We start from the raw sequence: 16,709 nt of genomic DNA, 5'->3' as shown, positions 1-16,709 counted from the left end.
CTAAGCGGTAACCACGCTCTTGCGAGACTTGCCCGAGAGGTGCGGCCCGGCCAGAACGGGCTCGTAGCGAGCACCGGAACCGAGGCACGTCGGCAAGCATTCGACGAGCTGTGAATAGTTGGCGTTGTGGAAGAACGGCATGCTCTGCCGGCGGGTGGACACCGTGGATCCGGCGTCCGGGTTGACGACCCGGTGCAGGGTCGAGGTCCAGCGATCGTTCGTCCACTGTGCCATCAGGTCGCCGATGTTGATGACGAACGCACCGTCGACCGCGGGCACCGGGATCCACGAATCCGTGCGGGAGTCGTGCACTTCGAGACCGCCGCGGCCCATCTCCTGGCGCAGGATCGTCAGCGTGCCGTAGTCGGTGTGGGCACCCGCGCGCAGCTGCCCGTCGGCCGGCGGCGCGGCCTGCTCGGGATAGTTGATGGCCCGCAACGCCTGCGGCGCCTGGTCGATCTTGTCGGCGAAGAAGGTGGCGTCCAGTCCCAGCCCGAGCGCGAAGATCGACATCAGCCGCTCGGCCAGGACATTCATTTCCCTCCCGTACGCCCCCCAGGCGCCCTTCAGTCCGGGAAGGGCCGACGGCCAGCGGGGCGGGGTGAACAGCTCCCGCTCGACGTCGTCCACCGGCGTGTGCCGCAGCGCCGGACTCGCCAGGGCGTTGAGCGATTCCTTGAGGTCGCCCGCGCCCATGCCGCCCAGCGACTGGGCCAGCGATTCGGTGGCGATCGGGAAGTAGCCGTACGAGGAACCGGTTTGCCGTTCGATCTCGAGCTTGTCGGCGTCGGGCAGATCGAAGAAGGCGCGGGTGAGCTTCCAGCAGCGGTCCATGACGTCCGGGTCGACGCCGTGCTCGACGATCTGGAAGAAGCCGACCGTGCGCAGGGTCTCGTCGATCTCGCGGCCGACGGTAAGTGGGTCGCGGGAGATGTCGACGACGGGAATCTCGAGCTGGGTCACGAGGGGTCCTTTCCGGGAGGGAGGGCGCCGCCCGCCGGACCACGCAGAGAAAGGCGGCCGACGACGGCGACAGCGCACTCGGTGCGTGAGGCCATCCACGGGCCGAACTCCGCCGAGGCGGCGACGAGGAAGCAGGTGGACGGCCCGGCCGATCGAGTCAGCGAGACGTCACTGTCAGAAGAGGCGAAGGTGAGGCCGGCGACGCGGGCGAGCTCCCCGGCCTCGTAGGCGATTCCGCGGCTGCCGACCGGCAACACCTCGGAGGCGTACGGGGAATCGCGCGCGACGATGATGTCGGCCGGGCTCGCGATGCCGGCCGTTCCGTCGACGAACGGCACTTCGCGGCCGTCGCGCGGCAATCCGACGGCGAAAACCAGGTCGCCGTCACGCGCCGAACCGCACCGTAGCCCCGCGCGGACGACGACACCCATCACCGTGACGCCGATGCCCGTCTGCACGGTGGGCATGTTCGTCTCGTCGCTGCCGGTGATGGCGATCGGCAGTCCCGTGCGGTCGGCCGCCGCCTGAACCCCGATCAAGAGCTCTTTCCCGTACGGCTCCAGCTCGCAACAAAGATTGTCGACGAGCAGAAACGGGGTCGCTCCGGTCGCCAGCACCTCCATGAGCGGCACCTTGGCGGCGCTGTACCCGGTCTCCTGCGGATCCTGCTGCAGCGCGTCCATGGGCTTGACCCCGATCGACGCGTTGGAGTCGCAGGCGATGACGATCGTCGTGCTGCCGTTGTCGACGATCGTCAGATCCCGAACCCGGCCGACCACATCGCCGATCGTGCGCTCGCCACGGGCAAGCGCCTCGAGTCCCCCGCTCATGCGTTCACCAGGATCCGGGCCTGTCCCCGCTCGCGTTGGGCGGCCTTGGCGGCGGCCGCTCGCCGGCGCGTCACGTAAGCCTTCACGAACAAGGCGACGACCGTGGCGACGTACGGGAGGGAAAGAACCAGCTCGTTGGGGAACCCATAGGTCTGCAGTGCGATCCCGATGGCCGAGGTGAAGCCGAAGAACAACGCCGCGGCCCCGGCCAGCAGCGGCCGCCCGTCGGCCAGGATGACCGCCGCGATGGCGATGAAGCCGATGCCCGCGGTCATGCCGACGCTGAACAGCTGGAGGCCGGAGAGCGGCAGCACCGCGCCGCCGATGCCGCACAGCAGGCCGCTCATCAGCACCGCGCGGTATTTGTAGGAGTTGACCCGCAGGCCCGCCGCGAGCGCCGCCGCCGGGTCCTGGCCGATCGCCCGCATCCGCAGCCCGGCCCGGGTGTGAAAGGTGTGCAGGTGACCCAGCAGCACCAGCGCGACGGCCAGCACGGCCAGCCAGCCGATGTCGGAGTAGAGCATCGGGAACTTGCCGGCTGTGGCCGACAGGTAGGAGCCGGGGCTGTCGAAGATCGTGGTCAGCAGCACCGCGGTCAGGCCGACGACGGCGATGTTCATGGCGAAACCGATGACGATCTCGTTGGCGCCGAGGGTGACGGTGAGGAAGGCGAACAGCGCGGCCAGCAGCGTGCCGGTCAGCATCGCGGCCAGCAGCCCGAGCCAGACACTCGTGGTCGCGTCGGCCACCAGGAACGCGGCGAACGCGCTGCCCAGCAGCAGCGCCTCGAGCGCCACGTTGAAGACGTTGACCTGGGCCGAGAACGAGCCTCCGGTCGCGGCGAACATGATGGGCGTGGCCGATTGGAAGCCGGCCACGACGACGAACAGCAGCAGGGCCCCGATCGAGGCGAACTCACCGTTCACGGCGCGCCCTCCAGGTGTCGACGAGGAAGCGGGTCGGGTTGGCCGCGAAGGCCAGGATGAACAGGGCCGAGACGACCGTGACGAGGTAGCTCGACACGGTGGTCGCCTGCGAGATGACGAGCTGGCTGTTCTGCAGAATGCCGAAGAAGAACGCGGACGCGGCCAGCCCGATCGGGTTGTTCATCGCCACCAGGCTGACCAGCATCCCGTTGAACCCCATGTTGTCGAGCGATCCGGCGATGAAGGAGTGCAGGACGCCCTGCGTCTCGATGGCCCCGGCTAGTCCGGCCACCGCCCCCGAGACCAGGAAAGCCTGGAAACGGCGTTTGTGTACGGGGATTCCGGAGAACTGCGAGAATCTCGGTCCTTCGCCGACGGCGCTGAGTTCGTAGCCCGTACGGGTGCGCATGAGCACGAACGCCGCCACGGCGGCCACGATCAGCGCCAGCAGCAGGCCCAGATTGAGGCCGCTGAACGGGGTGAACACCGGCAGTTCGGCGTTGGCCTCGATCTTGTCGGTGGTGATGGTCTGGATGGTGCCGCCGCCGGCCACCTTGGCCAGGAAGAACTGCTTCACGAAGAAGGTGCACAGCAGCACGGCCACGTAGTTGAGCATCAGCGTGGTGACGACCTCGTTGACGCCCCACCGCTTGGCCAGCCAGGCGCAGGGCAGCGCCCACAGCACGCCACCGGCGATCCCGGCCACGATGCCGGCGAGGATCGCGAGCACCGGCGGCAGCGGGAGCAGATGGCTGATCAGCGCGGAGAACAGGCTGCCGACGTAGATCTGGCCCTCGACGCCCAGGTTGAAGTAGCCGACCCGGGCGGCGATGAGGAAGGCCAGGCCGGACAGGAGTAGCGGCGTTGTCCAGCGGAGCACGTCCAGGAACGCGTACGGGGAACCGATCGTCGCCATTCGCAGCACCTCGAGGAAGGCGCCGGCCGAGTACCCCTGCAGCGACAGGATGAGCGAGGCGACGAACAGGCCGATGGCCGCCGCGGCGACATATCTCAGGACACGGCTCATGCCGGCACCGCCGACAGACCGGTCAAGGCGGCGCCCAGGCTCTCCTCGGTGCAGTCCTGGCGGTCGGCGTCGAGCACGATCCGGCCGTCGAAGACCACGATGATGCGGTCGCACGTCTCGAGCAGCTCGTCCAGGTCGGTCGAGGCGAGCAGCACCGCTCCCCCGTCGGCGGCCACGTCGCGCAGTTTCTGGCGCAGGTCGCGGGCGGCGCCGATGTCGATGCCGTGGGTGGGTTCCTCGGCCACGAGCAGCACCGGGTCGCTGAGGAGCTCGCGCTGCACGATGAACTTCTGCAGGTTGCCGCCGGACAGCGATTCGGGCAGCGCATCCGGCCCGGAGGCCTTGACGCCGCCCTCGCGGATGATGCGCTCGGCCAGCGCGCGGGCGGCCGGGCGGCGGATCACCCCGCGTCGGCAGTATTCCGGGTCGTCGAGCCGGCCGACCAGCGCCGAGAACCACAGCGGGCGGCGGCGCAGCGTCCCGACGGCGTTGCGGTCGGCCGGGATGTGGCTCATGCCGGCCTTGCGCAGTGCGGGCAGCGTGGCCGCGGGATCAGAGGCAGAGTCAACTTCTTTGCGCGTACGCCCGTCGAGCACCACGGTTCCCGCATCCGGGGCCACGAGCCCGCTGATGACCTGCAGCAGCTCGTGCTGGCCGGAGCCGGAAACCCCGGCCACGCCGACCACCTCGCCCCGGGCCACCTCGAACGAGGCCTCGCGGATGCCCGGTCCCTCGTGCAGCGCACCGAGCTCGACGTGCTGGACGCTGAGCACGGTCGCCCCGCGTTCGGGACGGGTGCCCAGATCGATCGGCGCGATGTCGCGGCCGACGATGCTACGGGCCAGGCCGCGCCGGTCGAGCTCGTCGTTGCGCTGGCTCGAGACGATCCGCCCGTGCCGCATCACCGTGACGTGGTGGGCCGAGGCGAGCACCTCGTCCAGCTTGTGGCTGATGAAAAGCAGCGTCTTGCCCTCGGCCTGCAGGTTGAGCATCGCGGCGAACAGACCCTCGCGCTCCTGCGGGGTGAGCACGCTGGTCGGCTCGTCCAGGATCACGACGTCGGCGTTGCGGTAGAGCACTTTCAGGATCTCGACCTGCTGCTGGATGCTCACCGGGAGGTCGCCCGCGTGGGCGTCCAGCGGCACCGGCAGCGAATAGCGCTCGGCCAGCTCGCCGACCGTACGGCGGGCGTGTTTGCGGCGCAGGATCCCGCGCTGACCCGGCTCCCAGCCGAGCACCACGTTCTCCCACACGCTCATCGCGGCGACGAGGGCGGTCTCCTGATAGACCATGCCGACCCCGGCCAGGGTCGCGTCCCGGGTGGTGCGGAAGTGGCGTTCCACCCCGCCGATCCGAACCGTGCCCCGGTCGGGCGTCACGACCCCGGACAGCACCTTCATCAGGGTGCTCTTGCCGGCGCCGTTCTCGCCCACGATCGCGGTCACCCGGCCCTGGGGCGCGGTCACGGTCACGTCGTCCAGGGCGCGCACGTCGCCGAAGCTCTTGGAGATGCCGGCCAGTTCGACGTAGCTCACGGCCGGGGACTGCTGATCTGGCATCGCGTCTCCCTGGGTCGAGGCCGGCGCCCGCGCGGGGCGGGCGCCGGTCTCTGGGTCAGCAGTTGAGGGTGATCTTCCCGGCCTTCAGGTCGTCGATGGCGGTCTGCATCTTGGGCTTGAGGTCGGCCGGGAGGCCGTCCAGGTCGCGCTGGTCGAACAGTTCGGCACCCTCCTGGGCTCCCCAGGTGAAGATGCCGGACTTGAAGTTGCCGCTGGTGGCGTTCTTGGCCGCGGTGTAGGTGCCGGTGCCCGCGTCCTTGAGCGCCGACCACGGCACCGAGCCCGCGGCGACGTCGCCCTGCCAGAAGTCGACGCCGATGCCGGTCTTCTTGGCCGCGGCGGCCGCCTGGAGCACGCCCAGGCCGCTCTTGTTGGCCGCGTGCATCAGCACGTCGGCGCCCTGGCTGATCTGCGAGTTGGCCACCTGCTGGCCCTTGGTCGGGTCGGTGAAGCTGCCCGAGTAACTGGTCAGCAGCTTCACGCCGGGCTTGGCGGCCTCGGCCCCGGCCAGGTAGCCGCAGCGGTACTTCTCGATGACCGGCTGCTCGGCGCCGCCGACGAAGCCGATCGTGCCGGTCTTGGTGGCGTTGCCCGCGTAGATGCCGGCCAGGTAGGCGGCCTGGGTCGGGTCGATGACGACGGTCTCGACGTTGGCCAGCTTGGGGTCGATGTACGAGTCGACGATCATGAAGTTGGTGTCGGGGAAGCTCGGGGCCAGGCTGGTGACCACGTTGGCCAGGTCGTCCCACAGCACCACGACCGGGTTGTAGCCCTGCTGCACGGCCGCCCGCACCTGCTGCTCGTACGCGCTCGGCTGCACGCCGGCGATCTGCTTGACCTCGATGCCGGTCTCGCCATTGAGCTTCTGCAGGCCCGAGAAGACGAGGTCGCCGAACGCGTCCCCCTCGGGCTGGCTGCTGATCAGGACGCTCTTGCCACCGGCCGCGGCGCTGCTGTCCGCGCTGCTCGCCGAGGTGTTCAAAGATTCGCCGCCACAGGCGCTGAGCGCCAGCAGCGCGGCCGTCGCGAGGCTCGCAACGGCGGCCCTCGATCCGTTTATGCGCATGCTAAAGTCCCTCCGAAGATACGAATTCCTGGATCCCCGTGTGGTTACTGCCTTTTACGAAAGGCGGGACAATTCATCAGCGAGATTCGCAAGGTCCAATTTGTTGACCTCGCTGACGAGCTGGAGCCAGGAGGCGTCGATGCCGGGACGTCCTGCAAACGTTCCGGCAATCGCCCCCGCCATCGAGGCGACCGTGTCCGAGTCGCTTCCGGCGTTGGTCGCCGCGATGACTGTCGTGCGCAGATCGCCCTGTCCGTAGGCGGCGAAGGCGATCGCCGCGGGTACCGACTCGACCGCGGCCATGCCGGTGCCGACCAGATACGCCACGTCGTCGACCACTTCCGTGATCCGGCGCTCCGGGTCGGCCAGGCCCACGGCCCATTCGATCCGTCGCGCCAGGCTAGGGCCGCCGGCATCCCGGCCGCCCGAGCGACCGGCCCGTTCGCCGGCTTCGGCGCCGTAGCGGGCGGCCTCGACCACGGTGTCGAAGTCGTCCGTCACGGACGCCTGCGCGACGGCGGCGGCGATCGCACACGCCCCGGCCATCCCGCACGTCGTGTTGTGGCTGGCCCGGGCGATGGTCTGCGCCATCCGCACCGCGCCCTCCGGGTCGCCCGGGTGCACCCACCCGGCCGGGGCCGCCTTCATCGCGGCCCCGTTGGTCTCGCCGGTGCGGTGGTGCGAGTCGCCGCGGCCGACGACCGCCGGGTCCTCGCCGCCGGCGATGCGCTGCAGCGCCGCCCTGGTCGACGGGCCGGTGAACCGCCCGGCCAGTTCCTCGTTCGCGGACCAGGCCAGCAGCATCCGGACCATGTCGCTCGTGCGCAGCTCGCCCCGCTGCTCGACCAGCAGTTCGGCGAGCATCAGCGTCTGCGACGAGTCGTCGGTGAAGGCGCCGACCGGGCGGCCGTGGGCGTAGGCGCCCTCGGCCGGCTCGGTGAACGTCTCGACCCAGATGCCGCGCTCGGTCAGGAACTCGCGGGAGCAGTTCTCGGTGGCCGCGCCGAACGCGTCCCCGATCACCGCCCCGGCCAGCCCGCCGAGCACCCGGTCCATGGTCATGGCCGGACGCTGTCTCGGTAGGCCGCCAGCATGCTCTCCGGCGCCACCAGCCCGGTCTCGGTCAGGTAGGCGGTGACGAGCTCGGGCGGGGTCGGCTCGAAGAACTGGTTCCAGACGGCGACCCGCCCGCTGTCCACGAGGTCCCATCCGGCGCTCATCTCGCCGGCTGGGCGCAGCTCCATGGCCACCTCACCCGGGTCGCCGTCGAAGACCTTGAACAGCTCCGTGACGCCGTACAGGGGAACGCCCTGGAATTTGCAGGCGAGTGCGAGCGGGAGCGTGCCTGTCTTGTTGACCAGTGTGCCGTCGGAGAGCACGGCGTCGGCGCCCACGAGCACGATGTCCGACTTGCTGACGGCGACGGCCATGGCGGCGTCCGAGAAGAGCGTCACCGGTACGCCCGACTCCGCGATTCCCTCGATGAGACCCCGGGATTCCCGGTACGGGCGTGACTCGGTCACATTGATCGAGACCTCGGGGATCGTGTCGACCACCCGGCGCATGACGCTGCGCAGCGAGCCCGAGTTCGAGTGGTAGAGCACGCGGGCACCCGGCTTCACGATCTCGCTGATGCCGTCGGCGAGTGCCTCGACCGCCTTCTCGGAACGCGTGACGAAGATACGCATGGTCTCGGACACCGACTCGACGACCGAACGGGCCGAGCCGTCGGTGCCGGCCGCAGTAGCCAGCGCGAGGTCGACGACGTTGCGGACGCTGGTCATGGACGGCTTGGTGCGGGCCGCCCAGGCGCAGACGTTCTCCAGCTCGGCCCGGGCCACGTCGGGCTCGGCGTCACGCAGCGGCTCGAGGGTGAGCTCGATGATGCGCGCGACCGTCCGGCCGTACAGGCTCCCGCCGGGAACCGTGTTGTCGGCCACGGCTCGGGTGAGGTCCTCGAGCTCGGTCATGAGTTGCCTTTCCGGTCGGGTGCGGCGGCCGTCGGGCGGTCCACCGTGGCGGCGGTGGCAGGGATCTGCAACCGCATGGTGAAGCGATTCGAGTCGTAGGTGGCGCGGGCGACCTCGACGATCCGGCCGGACTCGTCGGCCGCGAACGAGCGCAAGGCCAGCAGGGGCGCCCCGAAGTCGATTCCGAGCAGCTGCGCCTGCTCGTCGTCGGCCCGGACGACCTGCAGAGTGCCCTCGGCAGTGCGCAGGTGGATGTCGTGCTCGCCGAGCGCGCGATAGAGCGAGCCGCCGCCGGCGAAGAAGTCGGCCCCGGGCAGCTTGTCGCCGACGTCGCGCGGCAGCCAGGTCTCGAGGATGACGGCGCCCTGACCGCCGATCCCGACCGTGCGGCGCAGGTGGAAGGCGCGCTCGCGGGGGCCGAGGCCGAGTTGCTCGGCGACCTCAGCGTCGGCCTTGACCGGTCCGCAGGCGGTGACGTCGACGGTGAACGCGACGTCGGACGCCCGGAGCGCGTCGGTGGTGCTGCGCAGCAGGCTGATCTCGTGGTTGACCGTGCGGGCGCTGACGAAGGTGCCCTTGCCGGAGCGGCGCTCGATCAGGCCGGCGCTGGTCAGGTCGGCCAGCGCGGCCCGGACCGGGGCGACCGACACGGAGAACCGGTCGGCGTACTCCTTCTCGGTCGGCATCTGGTCGCCCGGCTGGTACTTGCCGGAGCGGATCTCCTCGTGCACGAGGGTCCGGATCTGCTCCCACAGGGGCAGTCCGCGCGGTCGCAGCGAGCCTGACGAGGTCATGCGCGAAAGATTATGAGTTTATTTTCTTATGATCTAGACCCGCGCCGAGCTGTTTACCTTGTCGTTACATTCAGCCCCCGCACGTGGCCGCCACGTTTCACTGACCAGCCCGAACGGCGACCGGGGCAGCGTGATCGACAGACGCCGACAGTCTTCGGATGCGGCGCAGCCTCCGCTGAGCGGGTGGGCATATTCGTCCTCTTGGATGGTGTCGTCCGTCTATGCGGAGCCTTTACGTTCCAGGGACGGTCCGCTCACAGCGTCTCTGATACCTTGTGCGCTGACCTTGGCCGGGCGCGGGATCTCCGACCGAGGCCACGTCTCCCGGCTCTCTCCGAGCGCTCTGATCGGACATCAGCTCGACTGAGCCAGGAGGATCCATGCAACGAACTTCCCTCAGCCTGGTCGCGGCCGGCCTTCTCGGAACCGCGCTGCTCGCGGTGCCGGCGGCCGGGGCGGCTTCGGCGGCGCCGGGCGTGCACTCGGTCGCGGAATGCACCGACGTGTCGGCCGACCGCGTCCGCACCGGCCGGGACGGGTCCGACCCGAACGACCTGACCCGCAGCGAGGCCGACAAGGCCGAGAAGCAGATGACCGCCAAGCTCCGGTCGAAGGGCCTGAACTGGGGATCGAAGATCCACCGAGGCAAGGTCACCATCGACGTGCGGGTGCACGTGATCACCAAGGCCGACGGCACCGGCGGCGTGACCAGGAAGCAGATCGCCGATCAGATCAAGGTGCTCAACGACGGCTACGGCGGGAAGACGGCCCGGCAGGACGCTCCGACGATCTTCCGGTTCGCCACCAAGTCGATCGACTACACGGCCAACGACGACTGGTTCGCCTGGGCCGACCCGGACGTCGACCCGGCCGACGACCAGGAGGCCAAGGCCGCGCTGCACAAGGGTGGCTACGACGACCTCAACATCTATATCACCGGGCTCGAGGACGGCCTGCTCGGCTACGCGTACTTCCCGAACGAGGCGACCCTGATCCAGGACGGCGTCGTGATCCTCAACGACAGTCTGCCCGGTGGCGCGGCGGCCCCGTACAACGAGGGCGACACCCTGACCCACGAGGTCGGGCACTGGCTGGGGCTCTACCACACCTTCGAGAACGGCTGCACCGCTCCGGGCGACCAGGTGTTCGACACCCCGTACCAGGCCGACGGCGACAACATCTTCGAGTGCAACGAGGCCGACGACACCTGTCCGGCGCCCGGCAAGGACCCGGTGCACAACTTCATGAGCTACGGCGACGACCCGTGTCTCGACCGCTTCACCTTGGGCCAGAGCGTCCGGATGGCCCTGGTCTGGCTGGCCTATCGCAACGTCTGATTGCTTCCCGTACGCCGTGGTGGTAACGATGGCTATCGATAGATATCGATCCGCGCCGTGAAACGAGGCAGTGACATGCGCGTTACCCGGATCAGTCGAGCCATCGTTGCCACCGCCACCCTGGTGCTGCTCGCACCAGCGGCGGCCGTGGCTCAGCCAACCACCGGACAGCGGGCCTGGGCCGGCGCCTGGGCCGGGTCGGCGCAGGGCGTCTACCCGGTCGGATACTCGGTCGGGCAACCCGGCCCGGTCGGTCCGGCCGGGCCGGGCAACACCGCGCCCCTGCTCACCGGGGCCTTCCCGGACAACCAGGCCAACGACCAGACCCTGCGCATGATGGTGCACCCGGGTGTCGAGGGTTCATCGTGGCGCATCAGGCTGACCAACGAGTACGGGACCAAGCCGGTGACCTTCGCCCGGGCGTACGCGGGAAAGCAGTTGATCGGCGCTCTGGTTTCTCCCGGCACGAACCGCGCGCTCACCTTCGACGGTCGGCGGTCGGTCACCGTGCCGGCCGGGAAGACCGTGCTCAGCGACCCGGTGGCGGTCCGGCTGTCGGCCGTCGAGAGGCTTGCGATCAGTCTGTACGTGTCCGGGGCGAGCGGACCGATGACATGGCATGCGGCCGCGTTCACCACGTCCTATCTGTCCGGCCAGCACGCGGGTGATCACACCGCCGACGTGACCGATGCCGCGTTCCCGCACTCGACCACCTCGTGGTTCTTCGTCTCCGAGGTGCAGGCGCAGAGCCGTCCGGTGGTGGTGGCGTTCGGCGACTCGATCACCGACGGCTTCTTCGCCACCGTCAACGGCAGTGACCGCTGGCCCGACGTGCTGCAACGCCGGCTCGGCGGCAACACGGCGGTGGTCACCCAGGCCATCGGCGGCAACATGGTGACCCGCATCGGCCGTACGCCGGGTGGCTGCACGCCGTGCGACGGGCCGCCCGCGCTCGACCGACTCGACCGCGACGTGCTCAGCCGGCCGTCCGTACGGGTCGTGATCCTGCTCGAGGGCATCAACGACCTGGGCGGCGGCAACGCCACGGCGGCGCAGGTGATCGCCGGCTACCAGGAGATCATCCGTCGCGTCCAAGCTCGAGGCATCAAGATCATCGGCGCCACACTGACACCGTCGGGCGGCACCGCGTTCGGTCTCTACGGCACGCCCGAGACCGACGCCAAGCGCCGCGCGGTCAACGATTTCATCCGGACAAGCGGGCAGTTCGACGGGGTGGCCGACTTCTCGGCCGTCACCGAGGATCCGGCGAATCCGGGTCACCTGCTTCCCGCGTACGACACCAACAGCAGCGTCGGCGGCGCGGGTGACCACCTGCACCCGAACCGGGCCGGCTTCCTGGCGATGGGCGGCACGATCGACGTGAACCAGATCAGGCGGTGGACGGCGGCTCACGCCGGTCAGCCGGGTCGGTAGCAATGATCCGGTCGAGCACCTGGCGCAGGTGAGCGACCTCGTCGGCGCCGACGGCGTCGGCCAGCCAGCGGTCGAAGCCGCCGATCACCTGTTCGCCGGTGTCGATGGCGCGCCAGCCGCTCTCGGTGAGGCTGACGCGCCGGGCCCGGCCGTCCTCGGGGTCGGCGGCGACGGTCACGTAGCCGCAGCCGGCCAGATACCGGATCAGCTCCCCCACCGCCTGTTTGGTCATCCGGGTGCGCCGGGCCAGTTCGGTCACCCGGGTGCCCTCGGGGTCGATGGCCATGAAGACCGGCGCGTGGGCCGAGCGCAGATCGGGGAACCCGGCCGCGCTCAGGGCCGCGTCGAGCTCGGCCGCCAGCCGCTGCCCGGCCGCGGTCATCAACGATCCGAGAGGCGTCGGGGCGCCGAGAAACGGGTTAGTAAGGCGCTTGACCATTTCGTCGTGCTCCCCTTAGCGTGTTGGTAAGGCACCTTACCAACACGCTAAGGCGGTGGCAGCGATGCGGCGTTCCGGACTGATCCTGGTAGTGGCCGGCGCGGTATTCCAGATTGTCATGCTCGGGCGCGCCCGGCCCGGCGTCGTCACGTGGCTGTCGATCGCGGCGATCCTGCTGCTGGCCGCTCTGCCGGTGGGCTCGCGGGCCCGGGACGAGGCGGCCGTCATCCGGCGGCGCGCGTTCGTCACGGTGGTGGCGGTGCTGCTGGCCCTGGACTTCGCCGGTGCGGTCGCCGACCGGCTCGGGTGGCCGGGTGCGGTGGGGACGGCTTGGCGATCGTGGGACGCCTTCACCGCGTACACGGGAACGCTTTTGCCCTTCGTCCCTGATTCTCTGGTCGGGACGGCGGCGGTCTCGGCGACCGTGGGCGAGATCGGGCTGGCCGTCTGGCTGCTCTCCGGATGGCGGCGACGCTGGGCCGGTATCGCGGCGGCTGTCCTGCTCACGGTGTATCTGGTGGCGATGGGGGTCGCCTTCGGATCCGACGAGGTGGCACACTTCGCGCTGCCGTTGCAGATCGGGGGCGCGCTGCTGGTCTCGGCCGGCGCATCCGTCAAGGCCGATCGCCCCGGGAGCGCAGTCGTCATGACGACAGATGGGTGATCGGGCAGCCGCTTGCGGCAAGGATGGCGGTGACGACCTTGTCGGCTCGGGGAGCGACCGAATGACCGTCCAGCTCAGGGGCACGATCGAGGCCGACGGCCCGCTCGACCATCTGCGGACGCTGATCCGGGCGCTGCCGGTGCCGACCGCGCCGCTGACCTTCCCGAGCCGCGAGGCGGCGCTCGGACTGGCCCTGATGGACCTGTCGTTCCGGCTCGATCATCTGCCCCGGCTGTCCGAGCACCTGACGCTGGTCGACCGCGGCCACATGAGCCGGTCGATCAGCGTCGACGTCGACCTCGACCAGATCTCCGGGCGGCAGCGCGAGACCCTGCTGGTGCCGGGCGACGGCGAGCGCCGGGCCTCGCTGTGGGTGCCGGTGTCGCGGTACAGCCGGAGCGACCTGGCGCCCATGGTCATCCGCGACGAGGGCGGCGAGCTGGTGCCGCGACTGTCCCACCGCGACGCCAACCGGGTCACCGCCGCGGCCTTCGTGAAGCTGCTGTTCATGCTGGTCAACGCCCACGAAGACGTGTCGGCGCCGGGCAGTGACATCCACCGGGTGCGGCACACGCATCAGAAGTCGCGCTGGCTGATCGAGGCCGCGATCGCCGAACTGGTCATGGTCGGGGCGCCCCTGGGCCGGCGCCTGCACACGCCGCTGGATCACGCTGCGCTTGTCGAGCAGGCTCATCCCGTACGGGACCTGGCCCTGAACGCTCTTGATTCGCTCTTCCCGGCCGACGGCGGAGATCCCCTGCTGGTGCCCTTCGCGCGGCTGCTGGAACTGGCTACGCGGCAGTACATCCTGGTCGCGCAGCTCGGCCTGGACCGGCCGCGGCGGTTCCTGACGTGGGACGCGCCGCTGCTGCCGGCCCGGCACCGCCCGGCGCCGCTGCGGAATCTGGCCAAGAACGTGCTGCCGGTCAATCGCGAGTTCGTCGTCGAGTACGCGACCGAGATCCCGCGCTCGGTGAAGGCGTACCACCTGACCTTGGAGGTCCGTCAGGAGATCAGCGTCCGGCGGTTCCTGATGTCGAGCGATGTGGACGACGAGTTCGTCGAGGTGCTCGCGCAGGACCTGGAGTCGGTGGCCCGGCGGGCCGAGCGGCTGGGCGGCCACCACAAGCTGCTCGAGCTCGAGATGCAGAGCATCGCGTCGCGGCTGGCCGAGCTGGGCCGGCGGCGGCTGGTCGACCTGACCGGCTACGAGGCCTATCTGGCCCGGCTGCCGATCCCGGTCGGGCCCGGTTCGTCGCCGCCGCCGCGCCGCCTGACCGCCGACGAGACTCTGGCCGCGCTGTCCGCCGGCGACTGCTCGTTGCACGTTCTGGCCGCGTTCTGCGCGCACTACTCGTCGGACGGGCTGCGCCACCTGGCCAAGAGCGGGCTGCCGGGCGAGGCCCTGCTCAACATCGCGGCCGGATTGCGCACCACACAGACCGGCCGCGACCTGACCATCGACAACGATCCCCGCGAGCACGGCGCCCATGCACACTGGCGCCGGCCACCGACCGAGCTCAGCCCGCAGTCGACCGAGCCCGTACGCGTCGCGGCCGTGATGGCCCTGGCCGACGAGGCCCCGGCGCTGATCGAGAGCATCACCCGGATGGTGGCCGGGCTGGGCCTGGTCGTGCTGGGCATCGGGACGTTCCTGTCCGGCGGCCTGGCCTGGCTGTTCTCGGCCCGGGTCAACCCCCATTTCGCCCCCGACCAGGCCGACGCCGTGGTGGCGGTCCTGCTGCTGGTGCCCGGCCTGCTGCTGGCCCGGCTCGACCTGCCCAGCACCCGCTCGGTCCTGTGGGCGCTGCAGAAGTATCAGCGGATGCTCGCGGCCGCGTCGGTGGTGGTGACCACGGCGCTGGCCATCGCGGTCGGCACGGTGCGGGACAGCCACGACCTGACCCGGATGTTCCAGCTGGCCCTGGGCGCGCTGATCGGCATCCTGGTCTGCTGTCTGAGCGAGCTGTACGCCCGTCGCGCGCACCGCAGCAGCTCGGTGCCGAGGTCGGCCCGAGTGCCGCAGTGGCTTCTCAGCTCCCGGGGCAGTTCCCGCCGGACGGTCGAACCCGACGACTTCTTCGACGCGCGAGGTGAGGGATGACGGCCAGTTCCACCAAGTCCTCGGAGCTGGCCCGGATCGCGGCCGAGGCGGCCGGGACGCGTACGTTCTCGGTGCAGTTCACGCTGACCCACGGCACCGCCACCGGATACGACGGCACCCAGCCGATGGCCTACGTGACCTCGGGCGACGACGACAAGGACGACCCGAACTCGTGGCCGACCGACTTCTGCCACTTCTCCGCGGCCGGGCTGTCCATGTCGACGTCGACCTGGCCGTCGGCGATGTCGGCGTTCAGCGGCCGGGTCCGGATCGGCCGGGTCGAGGGCAACGGCCGGCGGGGCTCCTTCTCGTTCGGCGGTCACTCGGTGCCCAACCCCGGCTTCCTGAACCATTCGACCCGCAAGGTCGAGGTGCTCATCACGATGGGCACGGCGCACTGGTCGCCGACCTACCGCGAGACGCTGATGCAGGCCCTGCTGATCGAAAAGCTCACCAACCTGGCCGGCGAGCGCGGCGTCCCCGTCCTGCACCTGCACACGCCGGTCGCCCCGGTCGCGCAGACCGGCCGCTCCGACCCCGGCGACGGCTCCAACGAACGCCTGCGCGACGCGATCGGCCCGTGCATGCGCTTCTCGATCGGCATCGACCCGGCCCGCAGCGAGACCCGCCTCGACTTCGAGACCGAACTGGCCGCGCTGAGCGAGGAGTACGGTTTCGGCCTGCGCCTGGACGACCAGCGCCTCAACCGCGTACGCGGCGAGTGGTTCACCATCCGCGGCTTCGACCGCGAACGCTACCGCCAGACGCGCACCCAGCTCTTCCCCGACGCCCCCATGTCCACACCGAAGCGAGCGCTGATCGTCTCGGTGGTGGGTCCTTCCCGTACGGGTACCACCGCCGCCGCCGTAGCCACGTTACGGGCGCGCGGCATCGGGGTGCTCGCCGCATCGATCTCCAGCATGCGCAAGACGACGTTCATCAACCTGGTCGTGCCGGTCGCCGACCATGCCCCGAGCACCCTGCCGCCGTGGTCGGGCGGCTGGCTCGAGGCACTGCCCCGCATCACCGACGCGGCCGGTTTCGTCGCCGCGCCCACGGGTTTCGCCGCCGACCTGGCGGCCGGTTTCGCGGCTGATCTGGAAGCCGAGTCGGCGGCCCGGTCGGCCGACGAGAGCCCGATAGCCGACTGGATGGCCGCCGTGAGCCCGGCGATGCGCTGCAGTTTCCCCCCGTCGAGCCGCCAGACCGGCGCCGCCACCACCGGTCGTGTGCCCTACCCGATCTGGCTGTGGTGGCAACTTCCCCACCGTACGGTCGACACGCCCGCTCTGCTGGCCGAGGTGCAGGCCGCGTTACGCCCGCACACGCGACGGTGCGAGGTGGCGTACGCCCAGTCCCGGTTGTGCCGGGGCGATGTCGTCCGGGGGCGGGCCAAAATCATCGTGATGCTGTCCCAGGAACATCGCGATCACGCCGCGGTGCAACGCTTGCTGGCCGACGCGGCCGAGACCGCGCAGGAACGCATCCGGGAGAGGTTGCCGGCCATCTGCCGCGTCGACCCGAGCCGCATCCGGTTGCGGTTGTCGCCGCGCGAGCGGTGGCTCCCCTACGCCGAGATCTCCGGCTGAGCGCGGT

General features: G+C 70.1%; 15 protein-coding genes. 5 read left to right on the top strand and 10 right to left on the bottom strand.

The window, feature by feature from the left end; translation table 11 throughout:
* The 9 genes from KOI35_RS48830 to KOI35_RS09660 are packed head-to-tail and all read right to left on the bottom strand — an operon-like array spanning position 1 to position 9,135.
* Positions 1-963, bottom strand: coding sequence for an isopenicillin N synthase family dioxygenase (locus KOI35_RS48830; protein WP_215785758.1), 963 nt, complete (start codon positions 961-963; stop codon positions 1-3).
* Positions 960-1,793 (bottom strand): AIR synthase related protein, encoded by an 834-nt coding sequence (locus KOI35_RS09695; protein WP_215785757.1) that lies wholly within the window; start codon positions 1,791-1,793, stop codon positions 960-962. Before KOI35_RS09695 ends, KOI35_RS48830 begins: the two co-directional genes overlap by 4 nt.
* Positions 1,790-2,719: an ABC transporter permease gene (locus tag KOI35_RS09690; protein WP_215785756.1), complete on the bottom strand. Its 930-nt coding sequence runs from the start codon at positions 2,717-2,719 to the stop codon at positions 1,790-1,792. The genes KOI35_RS09695 and KOI35_RS09690 overlap by 4 nt, the downstream gene beginning before the upstream one ends.
* Positions 2,709-3,746, bottom strand: coding sequence for an ABC transporter permease (locus tag KOI35_RS09685; RefSeq protein ID WP_215785755.1), 1,038 nt, complete (start codon positions 3,744-3,746; stop codon positions 2,709-2,711). Before KOI35_RS09685 ends, KOI35_RS09690 begins: the two co-directional genes overlap by 11 nt.
* On the bottom strand, positions 3,743-5,305 hold the full coding sequence (locus KOI35_RS09680; RefSeq protein WP_215785754.1) for an ABC transporter ATP-binding protein: 1,563 nt from the start codon (positions 5,303-5,305) through the stop codon (positions 3,743-3,745). Before KOI35_RS09680 ends, KOI35_RS09685 begins: the two co-directional genes overlap by 4 nt.
* A 55-nt stretch (positions 5,306-5,360) precedes the next feature.
* The gene (locus KOI35_RS09675) at positions 5,361-6,371 is read right to left on the bottom strand and encodes a BMP family ABC transporter substrate-binding protein (protein WP_215785753.1); all 1,011 of its coding nucleotides are present in this window, start codon (positions 6,369-6,371) and stop codon (positions 5,361-5,363) included.
* Between the two features lie 54 nt (positions 6,372-6,425).
* Complete coding sequence (locus tag KOI35_RS09670; protein ID WP_215785752.1) at positions 6,426-7,433, bottom strand: ADP-ribosylglycohydrolase family protein; 1,008 nt, start codon at positions 7,431-7,433, stop codon at positions 6,426-6,428.
* Complete coding sequence (locus KOI35_RS09665; RefSeq protein ID WP_215785751.1) at positions 7,430-8,341, bottom strand: eIF2B alpha/beta/delta subunit family protein; 912 nt, start codon at positions 8,339-8,341, stop codon at positions 7,430-7,432. The genes KOI35_RS09670 and KOI35_RS09665 overlap by 4 nt, the downstream gene beginning before the upstream one ends.
* A complete protein-coding gene (locus tag KOI35_RS09660) occupies positions 8,338-9,135 on the bottom strand; it encodes a GntR family transcriptional regulator (RefSeq protein ID WP_215785750.1) in 798 nt (265 codons plus the stop codon). The genes KOI35_RS09665 and KOI35_RS09660 overlap by 4 nt, the downstream gene beginning before the upstream one ends.
* 380 nt (positions 9,136-9,515) lie before the next feature.
* On the opposite strand from KOI35_RS09660, the gene KOI35_RS09655 reads away from it, so the two are divergent.
* Positions 9,516-10,472, top strand: coding sequence for a zinc metalloprotease (locus KOI35_RS09655; protein ID WP_215785749.1), 957 nt, complete (start codon positions 9,516-9,518; stop codon positions 10,470-10,472).
* Positions 10,473-10,547: 75 nt separating this feature from the next.
* Positions 10,548-11,906 carry an SGNH/GDSL hydrolase family protein gene (locus KOI35_RS09650; RefSeq protein ID WP_215785748.1) on the top strand — a complete coding sequence of 453 codons (1,359 nt, stop codon included), beginning with the start codon at positions 10,548-10,550 and terminating at the stop codon, positions 11,904-11,906.
* Here KOI35_RS09650 and KOI35_RS09645 read toward each other — a convergent pair.
* On the bottom strand, positions 11,863-12,288 hold the full coding sequence (locus KOI35_RS09645) for a MarR family winged helix-turn-helix transcriptional regulator (RefSeq protein WP_215785747.1): 426 nt from the start codon (positions 12,286-12,288) through the stop codon (positions 11,863-11,865). The two genes, KOI35_RS09650 and KOI35_RS09645, sit on opposite strands and share 44 nt — an antisense overlap.
* A gap of 121 nt (positions 12,289-12,409) precedes the next feature.
* Between KOI35_RS09645 and KOI35_RS09640 the strand changes: the two genes are divergently transcribed.
* The 3 genes from KOI35_RS09640 (at position 12,410) to KOI35_RS09630 (ending at position 16,702) form a co-directional block, all read left to right on the top strand.
* Positions 12,410-13,009: a MauE/DoxX family redox-associated membrane protein gene (locus KOI35_RS09640; RefSeq protein WP_215785746.1), complete on the top strand. Its 600-nt coding sequence runs from the start codon at positions 12,410-12,412 to the stop codon at positions 13,007-13,009.
* 61 nt (positions 13,010-13,070) lie between these two features.
* The gene (locus KOI35_RS09635; protein WP_215785745.1) at positions 13,071-15,113 is read left to right on the top strand and encodes a hypothetical protein; all 2,043 of its coding nucleotides are present in this window, start codon (positions 13,071-13,073) and stop codon (positions 15,111-15,113) included.
* On the top strand, positions 15,110-16,702 hold the full coding sequence (locus KOI35_RS09630; RefSeq protein WP_215785744.1) for a hypothetical protein: 1,593 nt from the start codon (positions 15,110-15,112) through the stop codon (positions 16,700-16,702). Before KOI35_RS09635 ends, KOI35_RS09630 begins: the two co-directional genes overlap by 4 nt.
* Positions 16,703-16,709 lie beyond the last annotated feature (7 nt).

The organism is Paractinoplanes bogorensis (assembly GCF_018829635.1).
Lineage (GTDB): Bacteria > Actinomycetota > Actinomycetes > Mycobacteriales > Micromonosporaceae > Actinoplanes > Actinoplanes bogorensis.
This window is presented reverse-complemented; position numbering and strand designations above follow the sequence as displayed.